Source organism: Nocardia farcinica, assembly GCF_029867845.1.
In the GTDB taxonomy this organism is placed as follows: domain Bacteria; phylum Actinomycetota; class Actinomycetes; order Mycobacteriales; family Mycobacteriaceae; genus Nocardia; species Nocardia farcinica_A.
In genome coordinates this window covers 1-10,886 of sequence record NZ_JARWRU010000572.1, presented here as the reverse complement: position 1 = coordinate 10,886, position 10,886 = coordinate 1, and the positions used below count along the sequence as shown (strand labels likewise).

The 10,886-nt window shown below is 71.8% G+C and carries 8 protein-coding genes; 5 read left to right on the top strand and 3 right to left on the bottom strand.

What is annotated here, in order from left to right; all coding sequences use genetic code 11:
* The first annotated feature begins 224 nt into the window (after positions 1-224).
* Positions 225-1,490 carry a DUF2235 domain-containing protein gene (locus tag QH283_RS12540; protein ID WP_280503178.1) on the top strand — a complete coding sequence of 422 codons (1,266 nt, stop codon included), beginning with the start codon at positions 225-227 and terminating at the stop codon, positions 1,488-1,490.
* Positions 1,491-1,716: 226 nt separating this feature from the next.
* Here the strand turns inward: QH283_RS12540 and treY are convergent, their stop codons facing one another.
* Together treY and glgX are read right to left on the bottom strand one after the other, a co-directional pair.
* Positions 1,717-4,149 (bottom strand): malto-oligosyltrehalose synthase, encoded by a 2,433-nt coding sequence (gene treY, locus QH283_RS12535; protein ID WP_280503177.1) that lies wholly within the window; start codon positions 4,147-4,149, stop codon positions 1,717-1,719.
* Positions 4,146-6,284: a glycogen debranching protein GlgX gene (gene glgX, locus QH283_RS12530; RefSeq protein WP_280503176.1), complete on the bottom strand. Its 2,139-nt coding sequence runs from the start codon at positions 6,282-6,284 to the stop codon at positions 4,146-4,148. The genes treY and glgX overlap by 4 nt, the downstream gene beginning before the upstream one ends.
* 179 nt (positions 6,285-6,463) lie before the next feature.
* On the opposite strand from glgX, the gene QH283_RS12525 reads away from it, so the two are divergent.
* Entirely contained in the window at positions 6,464-7,777 is a 1,314-nt protein-coding gene (locus QH283_RS12525) for an adenosylmethionine--8-amino-7-oxononanoate transaminase (RefSeq protein ID WP_280503175.1), read from the top strand.
* A gap of 52 nt (positions 7,778-7,829) precedes the next feature.
* Here QH283_RS12525 and QH283_RS12520 read toward each other — a convergent pair whose 3' ends face one another.
* On the bottom strand, positions 7,830-8,204 hold the full coding sequence (locus QH283_RS12520) for a cupin domain-containing protein (protein WP_280503174.1): 375 nt from the start codon (positions 8,202-8,204) through the stop codon (positions 7,830-7,832).
* Between the two features lie 76 nt (positions 8,205-8,280).
* Between QH283_RS12520 and QH283_RS12515 the strand changes: the two genes are divergently transcribed.
* Genes QH283_RS12515 through bioD form a run of 3 tightly spaced genes read left to right on the top strand, consistent with a single transcriptional unit; the run spans position 8,281 to position 10,692 of the window.
* Entirely contained in the window at positions 8,281-8,775 is a 495-nt protein-coding gene (locus QH283_RS12515) for a MarR family winged helix-turn-helix transcriptional regulator (RefSeq protein WP_280503173.1), read from the top strand.
* A gap of 46 nt (positions 8,776-8,821) precedes the next feature.
* Complete coding sequence (locus QH283_RS12510; protein ID WP_280503172.1) at positions 8,822-9,994, top strand: 8-amino-7-oxononanoate synthase; 1,173 nt, start codon at positions 8,822-8,824, stop codon at positions 9,992-9,994.
* Positions 9,991-10,692 carry a dethiobiotin synthase gene (gene bioD, locus QH283_RS12505; RefSeq protein WP_280503171.1) on the top strand — a complete coding sequence of 234 codons (702 nt, stop codon included), beginning with the start codon at positions 9,991-9,993 and terminating at the stop codon, positions 10,690-10,692. Before QH283_RS12510 ends, bioD begins: the two co-directional genes overlap by 4 nt.
* Positions 10,693-10,886 lie beyond the last annotated feature (194 nt).

Here is a 10,886-nt window from a genome sequence, read left to right as displayed (position 1 = left end):
GGGGGGGGGGGGCCCCGCCCCCCCCCGCGGGGGGGCGGGCGCCGCGGCCCCCCCCCCGGGGGGGGGGGGGGGGGCGGGGGCGGGGGGGGCCCCCCCCCCCCCCCGCGAACCTCTGTCCAGACCGGTTGACGGGGCGGCGGACCGACGACGGCCACCGCACGACACCGGTTTCGAGTAGCCGGGTACGCGCGTGTCCGGCGGCCGCGCGGCGCAGACTCGGGGGCATGAAACGCCTGGTGGTGTGTTGCGACGGGACCTGGAAGGCCGAGCACAGCAGTGCCGTGTCCAATATCGTCAAGATCGCGCAGACGGTGCGCAAGGAGGGGCGGGGCCCGGCGGGCTCGCGCATCCGCCAGCACGTCATCTACGTCTCCGGGCCCGGCGCCCGCGGCTTCGCCGCCGACCGGCTGATCGGCGGCGCCTTCGGCCTCGGCCTCGAGGCCAACCTGTCGGCCGCCTACTGGCAGCTGGCGGTGAACTGGGAACCGGGGGACGAGATCTTCGTCTTCGGTTTCAGTCGCGGCGCCTTCACCGCGCGCAGCCTGGTCGGCCTGATCGACCGCATCGGCATCATGACCCCGCAGTCGATGATCGCGGGTCACTACCCGGCCGCGCTGGCCATGTACCGCAGGCGCGGCGCACCCCTCGGCCGTCGCGGGCGCCCGCTCGCCGAGCGGGACTGGGCCGACTTCCGCGCCGCGCACAGCAGGCGGGCGCCGATCCACTTCCTCGGCGTGTTCGACACCGTCGGTGCGCTCGGGGTCCCCGGCGTGACCGCCCGGCGGCACCGCTTCCACGACGTCAAACTCTCCGAATGGGTGCTGTGTGCGAGGCAGGCGCTCGCCCTCGACGAGCGCAGGCGCGAATTCGAACCCTGCCTGTGGCAGGTGCCGGTGCCGCTGCACGTCAAGCACAGCCGGATCAAGCACCGGGGCGACCGCGCCCGCGTCGAACAGGTCTGGTTCGCCGGCGTGCACAGCGATGTGGGTGGCGGCTACCGCGAGTGCGGACTGTCCGACGCGGCCCTGCGCTGGATGGTCGCCGAAGCCCGCGCCGAGGGACTGGCCTTCGACGACGACCACCTGTCCTGCCTCACCCGCGAGTGTGCCCGGGTCCCTGGCCACGACACCCCGCACGACTCACTCGGCCCGGCCTATCGCGCGCTGAACCTCCTCCGCGCCGTGCGCACCCTCGGCGCCCGCCGCAGCCGCTTCTACCGCGACTCCTGGCGCAGGCCGATGGTCGAGGGCGACCACGGGGTGCGGCTGGCCGCGACGGCCGCCGAGGCCCCCGGCTATCGCCCGGAGAACCTGATCCGCTGGCGGGCCGAACTCGGCGGCCACATACCCGACGAGCTGATCGAGCCCGTTCCGTCCCGCCTCACCGACACCGCGTGGCCGGGCGAACGGGGACCACGGCAGATCTCCCACGACGCGCGGCCGATCGTCCAGGACGCCCACCCGAACGCCGTCCTCGGCCACCACTTCTGACCACACGGCCGATCGGCCACCCCGCGATCGGCCACCACGACCCGAGATCCCGGCCAGGGCAACGACGCCCGCCCCGGAACTCCCTGACACCGGCCCCACCGCGAGCACGCTCAACGGCGAGCGAACTCGGACCGACGGGTTCGACGACGAACCAGGAGGCCCACGGTGCGGCTCCGGCACGCGGATGTGCCCGCCGCGACCTCGCCGGTCAGCGCACCCTGGCTGGTCAGCGCACGAGCAACGCGACGGGCAGCCGCGCGAAGATCTGCTCCACGCGGGTGCGCCCCTGGAAGGTGTGCCCGGTCAGCCGGTCGGTCCACGCGCCCGTCGGCAGGTCTACCGCGGTGTCGCCCCAGCCCGTCTCGGCAAGGCCCACACTGTGCCGGGTGACCAGCACGACCACCTCCGGCGGCTCACCCACCCGGCCGCGGGCGTAACCGACCACGCGCTCGGCCTGCTCGCCGGTCGCGTAGATCGGCAGATAGGTGCCGCCGACGAAGCACTCGGGGCGTTCCCGGCGCAGCCACAGCGAGTAGGCCACCACCCACATCTTCGCCGCGCCGGAGGTGTCCAGCGCCGGTGTGCCGGTGAGCGACTGCAGCATGCCGGTGCGGGCGGGGAAATCCACCGGACGGCGGTTGTCCGGGTCGACGAGCGAGTCCTCCCACAGCTCGCAGCCCTGGTACACATCCGGGATGCCGGGCCCGCACAGTTGCAACAACTTCTGCGCCAGGGAGTCCGACCAGGCGTGCGGGGCGAGGTCGTGGGTCAGGTCGCTGAGCGCCGCGCCCACCGGCCCGTCGATCACCGCGTCCAGCCACACGTGCACGGCGGTCTCGAACTCGGCGTCCGGGTCCTCCCAGGAGGTGCGCAGCCCGGCCTCGCGGATCGCCTTCGTCGCGTACATGTGCAGCCGCTCGCGCAGACCCGACACCGACGATGCCGGTCTGCCGTCGGCGGGCCACACGCCGAACATGTTCTGCAACAGCATCAACGCGGTCGCGCCGTCCGGCGGCGGGGTCTGCTCCAGCCAGGTCTCCACCGCCTTCGCCCACGTCCCCGCCACCTGGGAGAGCACGCCGATGCGCGCCCGCACGTCCTCGCCGCGTTTGGTGTCGTGGGTGGACAACGTCGTCATCCCGGCGGGCCAGCGCCGCACCCGCTCGATGTTGGCCAGGTGGAACTCGTTGACCGAATGCCCGAAGCGCGCCGGGTTGCCACCCACCTCCTGTAGCGACACCAGCCGCGCGGCGCGGTAGAACATGGTGTCCTCCACCGCTTTCGCCGTCATCGCCCCGCACACCTGCTCGAACCGGGTCGCCGCCTCCCCGTCCACGGCCAGCGCCCGGACCAGCACCTTCAACGGCGCGCTCAGCTCGCTGTTGCGGCGCTCCACCTCGGCGATCACCGCGCCGGTCATGCCGGCGAGCGGCGTGTAGTCGGCCCGGTACACCGGCATGAACGCAAGCACCTCGATCACCGCGTTGGTCAGCGCCAGCGTGTCGAAGGAATCCGCGCCAGCGTCGCGTTTGATGGTGGCCACCAGCCTGCGCAGCTCCGGGGCCAGGATGCTTTCGGCCACCGCCCGTTTGATGCGGTGTTCGGTCTCGCCGATCCACGCGCGGTCACTGCCGTGCCCGGCGTAACGGCGGGACAACTCGGTGAGCGTCTGCTCGCCCTTCGGGTCGATGAGCACCCCGCCGATCCAGGCCAGCGCGTCGTAGCCGGTGGTGCCGTCCACCGGCAGCGTGGGGTCCAGCGGCTCCCGGTTCGCCAGGATCTTCTCCACCAGCAGCAGCCGGTCCGGTCCGATCAGCTGCCGCAGCCGGTGCAGATAACCCGCCGGGTCGGCCAGGCCGTCCGGGTGGTCCACCCGCACACCGTCGATCAGGTCGTGCTCGCACCAGGCGGCCAGCTCCCGGTGGGTGACGTCGAAGACCTCGCGGTCCTCCTGGCGCAGCGCCGCCAGCGAGCTCACCGCGAAGAACCGGCGGTAGGTGCACACTCCGGCCTTCCAGCTCACCAGCCGGTAGTGCTGGCGGTCGTGGATGCGCAGGGGATTGTCGCCGTCGGTGCCGGGCGCGATGGGGAAGCGCAGATCGTGCAGCGCCAGCATGGGTTCGGGCCCCGACCGGTCCACCGTGAGCGCGGCCGGGTCGTTCTCGTTGGCCAGCACCGGCAGCGCCAGCCGCCCGCCCGCGCCGTTGCCCGGGCTCCAGTCGATGTCGAAGAACTTCGCGTAGGCCGACTCCCGCCCGTTGCGCAGCACGTCCCACCACCACGGGTTCTGCCGGGGATCGGCCACCCCCACGTGATTGGGCACCAGGTCAACGATCAGCCCCATGCCGCGCGTGCGCACCTCGTCCGACAACGCCTTGAGCCCGAGCGGGCCGCCAAGCGCCGCCGACACCGTGGTCGGATCGGTCACGTCGTAGCCGTGGGTGGAGCCACGCGCCGCGGTCAGGATGGGGGACAGGTACAGGTGCGAGACCCCCAGCTGCTGCAGGTATTCCGCGATGGCGCGGGCGTCCTCGAAGGTCAGCGCGTCCGGGCGCAGTTGCAGCCGGTAGGTGCTGCGCACCGGCGTCTGTCTGACCCGGCGACCGGGCGCGGCGGCATCGGGGCGGGGTGCGGGTGCGGGGGTGGCGGGCAGAGTCATGGCAGGGTCACGGTTTCGGTGCAACGCAGGACGAGCAGGCAACGGCCTGGCACGGGCAGGACGGCCTCGGCATCGTAGACCGCGCCGCCGCTGCCGTCGGGACTGGAGCAATCCAGTTCGACCAGCCATCGCAGGCCGTACTCGGGGCCGGGCAGCACGAAGTCCAGCGGGTCGTGGTGGGCGTTGAAACACAACAGGAACGAGTCGTCGACGATGCGCTCGCCGCGCGGGCCCGGCTCGCGGATGGCGCGGCCGTTGAGGTAGACCGTCAGCGCCTTGCCGAATCCGCTGTCCCAGTCCGCCGCCGTCATCTCTTCGCCGCCCGGCGTCAGCCAGGCGATGTCGTGGGTGACGTCGTGCTTGGGCCCGATCGGCCTGCCCTCGAGGAACCGCCTGCGCCGGAAGACCGGATGCCCGGTGCGCAGCGCGATCGCCGAGCGGGTGAAGCTCAGCAGGTCGGCATTGGTCTGCGCCAGCGACCAGTCCATCCACGCCAGCGGCGAATCCTGGCAGTACACATTGTTGTTGCCCAGCTGGGTGCGGCCGATCTCGTCGCCGTGCGCGAGCATCGGCGTGCCCTGGCTCAGGATCAGTGTGGCCAGCATGTTGCGCTGCTGCTTGGCGCGCAGCGCCAGGATCTCCTGGTCGTCGGTCGGGCCCTCGACGCCGCAGTTCCACGAGCGGTTGTGGCTCTCGCCGTCGCGATTGTCCTCGCCGTTGGCCTCGTTGTGTTTCTCGTTGTAGGAAACCAGGTCACGCAGGGTGAACCCGTCGTGGGCGGTGACGAAGTTGATGCTGGCGCTGGGGCGGCGGCCGGTCGCCTCGTACAGGTCCGAGGAACCGGTCAGCCGGGAGGCGAACTCGCCCAGCGTCGCGGGCTCGCCCCGCCAGTAGTCGCGCACGGTGTCGCGGTACTTGCCGTTCCACTCCGTCCACAGGCCGGGGAAGTTGCCGACCTGGTAGCCGCCCTCGCCGATATCCCACGGCTCGGCGATCAGCTTGACCTGGCTGACCACCGGGTCCTGCTGGACCAGGTCGAAGAAGGTGGAGAGCTTGTCCACGTCGTGCAGTTCGCGGGCCAGGGTCGCGGCCAGGTCGAAACGGAAGCCGTCGACGTGCATGTCCAGGATCCAGTACCGCAACGAGTCCATGATCAGCTGCAGCGTGTGCGGGTGGCGCACGTTCAGGCTGTTGCCGGTGCCGGTGTAGTCCATGTACTTGGCGGGATCGTCCTCGAGCAGCCGGTAGTAGGCGGCGTTGTCGATGCCGCGGAAGGAGATCGTCGGCCCGAGGTGGTTGCCCTCGCCGGTGTGGTTGTAGACCACGTCGAGGATCACCTCGATGCCCTCGGCGTGCAGGGCCCGCACCATCGCCTTGAACTCGGTGACCGCCGCGCCGCCGCGCGGGCTGGCCGCGTACTCGTTGTGCGGCGCCAGGTAGCCGAAGCTGTTGTACCCCCAGTAGTTGCGCAGCCCCTGGTCGAGCAGTGTCCGGTCGTGCAGGAACTGGTGCACCGGCATGAGTTCGATCGCGGTGATGCCCAGTGCTTTCAGATGCTCGACCACCGCCGGATGTGCGATGCCCGCGTAGGTGCCGCGCAACTCCTCCGGCACCTCGGGGTGGGTCATCGTCATGCCCTTGACATGGGCCTCGTAGATGACGGTCTCGTGGTAGGGCCGGTTCGGCGGGCGGTCGGCGCCCCAGTCGAAGAACGGGTTGATGACCACGCCGGTCATGGTGTGGCCGAGGGAGTCCAGGCCGTAGGTGTGCAGCGAGGGATCGCCGTCGAACTCCCCGTCGAAGGCCTTGCCGTACGGGTCGAGCAGCAATTTGCTCGGGTCGCAGCGCAATCCGCGCTCCGGCTCGTAGGGGCCGTGCACCCGGAAGCCGTAGCGCTGGCCGGGACCGATGGTGGGCAGGTAGGCGTGCCAGACATAGCCGTCGACCTCCTCCAGCGCGATCCTGGTCTCCGCGCCGTCGCGATCGATGAGGCACAGTTCGACCGCGTCGGCGACTTCGGTGAACAGCGAGAAATTGGTGCCTGCGCCGTCGTAGGTCGCACCGAGGGGATAGGCCGTCCCCGGCCAGGTGCCGAGGGGCGTCACATCGCTTGGCGCGTGGTCGGGCTGAGCCATGCAGACGACAGTAGCGCCGAACCGCCCCCGTGGCCGTGTCGCCGTGCACCTCGTCACAAGGCTCACATCCGGGAACCGGAGGCGCTGCGTGTCGCGGGTGCCGCCTGCTAACTTGAACACCGTTCAAGTCGCCCCGGACGGGGCGAGCGACCGCAGCGCGACACCCCGCGAGGACCGACTTGGCCACCGGCACACCGACCACGAACCCGCCCCGCACGGCACTGACCCCGGAGCGGATAGCCGCCGTCGACGCGGCCCACGTCTGGCACCCCTACGGCGGCTTCCCCGCCACCACCGAGCCGTTGGTGGTGGCGAGCGCGTCCGGGGTGCGCCTGACCCTGGCCGACGGGCGGGAACTGATCGACGGCATGAGCTCGTGGTGGGCGGCGGTCCACGGCTACCGCCACCCGGCCCTCGACGCCGCCCTGATCGAGCAGGCCGGGCGGATGAGCCACGTCATGTTCGGCGGCCTCACCCACGAGCCCGCCGCGCGTCTGACCGAACTGCTGGTCGAACTCACCCCCGACGGGCTGGACAGAGTATTCCTGTGCGACTCCGGCTCGGTCTCGGTGGAGGTCGCGGTCAAGATGTGCCTGCAGTACTGGCGCGGCCTCGGCAGGCCGGACAAGCGCAAGCTGCTCACCTGGCGCGGCGGCTACCACGGCGACACCTTCACGCCCATGAGCGTGTGTGACCCCGAGGGCGGCATGCACGCGCTGTGGACCGACGTGCTCACCGAACAGCTCTTCGTCGGCCCGCCGCCCGCCGAATACCTGTCCTCCTATGTCCGCGAACTCGCCGGCGCCGTCGCCGCGCACGCGGACGAGTTGGCCGCTGTCATCGTGGAGCCGGTGGTGCAGGGCGCCGGCGGCATGCGTTTCCACGACCCCCGCTATCTCGCCGACCTGCGCCGACTGTGCGACGAGCACGACGTGCTGCTGATCTTCGACGAGATCGCCACCGGATTCGGCCGCACCGGCGAGCTGTTCGCAGCCGGACACGCGGATGTGCGCCCGGACGTCATGTGCGTCGGCAAGGCGCTGACCGGCGGCTACCTGACGCTCGCGGCCGCGCTGTGCACCACCGCGATCGCCGAGACCATCAGTGCCGCCCACGGCGGGCTCATGCACGGGCCCACCTTCATGGGCAACCCGCTGGCCTGCGCGGTGGCCGTCGCCTCCGTCGAGGCGCTGCTCGCGCGGGACTGGCGCGCCGAGGTCGCCGCCGTCGAGGCGGGTCTGCGCGCCGGACTCGACCCGCTGCGGACCGCCCCCGGCGTCGCCGACGTCCGGGTGCTCGGCGCCATCGGCGTGGTCCAGCTCGATCGGCCCGTCGACATGCGAGCCGCCACCGCCGCCGCGGTCGACGCGGGGGTCTGGCTGCGCCCGTTCCGCGATCTCGTCTACACCATGCCGCCGTTCATCAGCACGCCCGACGAGGTGGCGGCGATCACCGCGGCCATCGGGGCGGTGTGCCACACGGTCGGGTCCTGAGGGGCGTCGGATCCGCGGCGGCGGTCGACGGGCCCGTGCCACGCGAGCGGCGTCAGGCGATCCAGGCGGGCACGATCGCCGCGTCCGACTGCGGGGTCCGCGCCCGCGCGCCCGCCGCGGCGGTCACGATCGCCCGGTACCCCTGCGGCCCGCCGCGGAACTGCCGCCGCACGCCCGCGGGCAGCACGACGGTGTCCCCCTCGGCCAGGGCGTGCGTCTCGTCGCCGAGGTCGACCTCCAGCGATCCGGCGAGCAGGGTCCAGATCTGTTCGACGTCGAACTCGTGCAGCGGGCCGTGGGTGTGCGGCGGGACCTCCACCTGCCACAGGGCGGTGGCCGCCCCGCCCAGGGTGGGCGAGGCCAGCGTGGTCATCACACCGTTGGGGGTCTGTGTGCGACGGGTCTCGGTATGGCGAACGACGGTCATGGCGGATGTGCTCCTAAGATCGACAACATGGTTGTCCGAATGGGCGATGTCCGAATAGTCAATGAGGTTGTCCATCTTGTCAAGTGATTCGAACCGAGCCGCAGCGGGTGGTCACGAACTGCCCCTGCGATTCCTGCTCGCCTTCCGGGCCGTGGTCGATGAGGTGCATGCCGACCTCGCCGCGCACGGACATGCCGAGATGCGGCCCATGCACGGGTTCGTCTTCCAGGCCATCGCCCGTGTCGGTGGCCGGGACGGCTGCACCGCGGCCGATCTCGGGCGCGCGCTCGGCGTCTCGAAACAGGCCGCGGGCAAGCACATCGACACCCTGGAACGGCTCGGCTACGTGCGCTCGCGCGTCGATCCCCGCGACGCCAGGCGCAAGGTGTGCACGCTCACCGATCGCGCGCACGACGCGCTCGACCGCTCCGCTCGCGCCTTCGACCGCATCCGGGACCGCTGGGCCCGGACCCTCGGCTCCGAGCGGCTCGCCGCGCTCGAAAGCGATCTGGCCATGCTGGCTCCGGGCGAACTCTTCCGCCTCGACACCCCGCAGTGGTTCAACGGTTGAGCATGCCGCCCGTCACTTGAACGCTGTTCAAGTATGCTCCTGCGCTGTGACTACCGATCCGCTGAGCTGGCTGGACGAACGGGAGCGGGCGCGCGTCGGCGCCGGACTGCGCCGCGAACTGCGACCGAGACAGCCGCAATCGCCGTCGATCGACCTGGCCTCCAACGACTATCTGGGCCTGACCCGCCACCCGGAGGTGATCGAAGGCGCGATCGCGGCGGTCCGCCGCTGGGGCGCGGGCTCCACCGGCTCCAGGCTGGTCACCGGCACCACCGCCGACCACATCGCGCTGGAGACCGAACTGGCGGAGTTCGCCGGCGCCGAGGCGGGCCTGGTGTTCGCCTCCGGCTATGCCGCCAACCTGGGCGTGGTCACCGCGCTGGCGGGCCGCGGGGCGTTGATCGTCTCCGACGCCGGCTCGCACGCCTCCCTGGTGGACGCCTGCAGACTCTCCCGCGCCCGGGTGGAGATCGCCCCGCACGGCGATGTCATCGAAGTGGAGCGGTTGCTGTCCGCGCGCACCGAGGAGCGGGCCCTCGTGCTCACCGACTCGGTGTTCAGCGCCGACGGCGACCTCGCCCCGCTGGTCGAGCTGCACCGGGTCGCCCGCGCCAACGGCGCCGTCCTCATCGCCGACGAGGCGCATGGTCTCGGCGTGCGCGGCGAGGGCGGGCGTGGTCTCGTCCACGAGCTCGGCCTGGCGGGCGAGCCCGATCTGATCGTCACCGCGACCCTGTCCAAGGCGCTGGCCGCGCAGGGAGGAGCGGTGCTGTGCAGCGAGCGGGTGCGCGCCCACCTCATCGATGCCGCCCGCACCTTCATCTTCGACACCGGCCTCGCCCCCGCCGCTGTCGGCGCCGCCCGCGCCGCCCTCGGGCTGTTGCGCCGCGATCCCGGGATGGCCGACCGCGTGCTGCGCAATGCCGCGGCCATCGCCCGCGTGGCCGGGGTGCCCGAACCGGACTCGGCGGTCGTCTCGGTGGTGCTCGGTCGCGCCCAGGTCGCCTACGACGCCGCCTCGGCCTGCCTCGCCCGCGGTCTCGGGGTCGGATGTTTCCGTCCGCCGACCGTGCCCGAGGGCACTTCCCGCCTTCGCCTCACCGCCCGCGCCGACCTCACCGAGGACGAGCTGGCCACCGTGGCCACCGTGCTCGGCGAGGTGCTGGCAGAAGCGAGGAGGAACAACGGCGCACGCGAGGTGGATGTGGTGCCCGCGTGACCCCGCTGTTGATCACCGGGACGTCCACCGATGTGGGCAAGACCGTGGTCACCGCCGCGCTCGCCGCCACGGCCGCCGCGCGCGGCCTGTCGGTCGCGGTGTGCAAGCCCGCCCAGACCGGTGTCGCTCCCGGCGAGCCCGGCGACCTCGCGGCCGTCGAACGGCTGGCTGGTCCGGTCCGCACCCGCGAACTGGCCCGTTATCCCGAACCGCTCGCTCCCGACACCGCCGCCCGCCGCGCCGGCCTGCCGCTGCTCACCCTGGCCGCCACGGCCGCCGCGGTCAGCGAGCTCGCGGACACCGACCTGACCCTCGTGGAGGGAGCGGGCGGCCTGCTCGTGCGCATGGGGGAGTTCACCCTGCTCGATCTGGCGCGGGAACTCGACGCCCCGGTCGTGGTCGTCGCGGCCGCCGGCCTCGGCACCCTCAACCACAGCGAGCTGACGGTTCGAGCCCTCGAGGCCGCGGGCGTGCGCTGCGCCGGACTGGTCATCGGCTCCTGGCCCGCCGAACCCGATCTGGCCGCCGCGTGCAACCGCCGGGATCTGCCCCGGGTAACCGGGGTCGGCATCGTCGGCGCCGTCCCCACGGGGGCGGGCTCTTTCGACGGCGAACGATTTCGCTCCGAAGCACCCGATTGGTTCGTTTCCGAATGGGTGCGCCGCGAATTCGCCGGGGCACTGCCGGTCCGACCCTAGTTCACACCGCATTCACCCCGGCTCACCTGCGGATTTGACACCTTCCGAATGCCTGCGTAACTTATTCCAGGTCAGAGCGACACGGACACCGACCCGGAGCCGAGACGCAGAGCCGCAAGGCTAGGCGGGGCGCGGGAAACGAGGTAGGACGGGGAGCGCCTGGCGATCACACGTTAGGCTCGGCCGTGGACCGG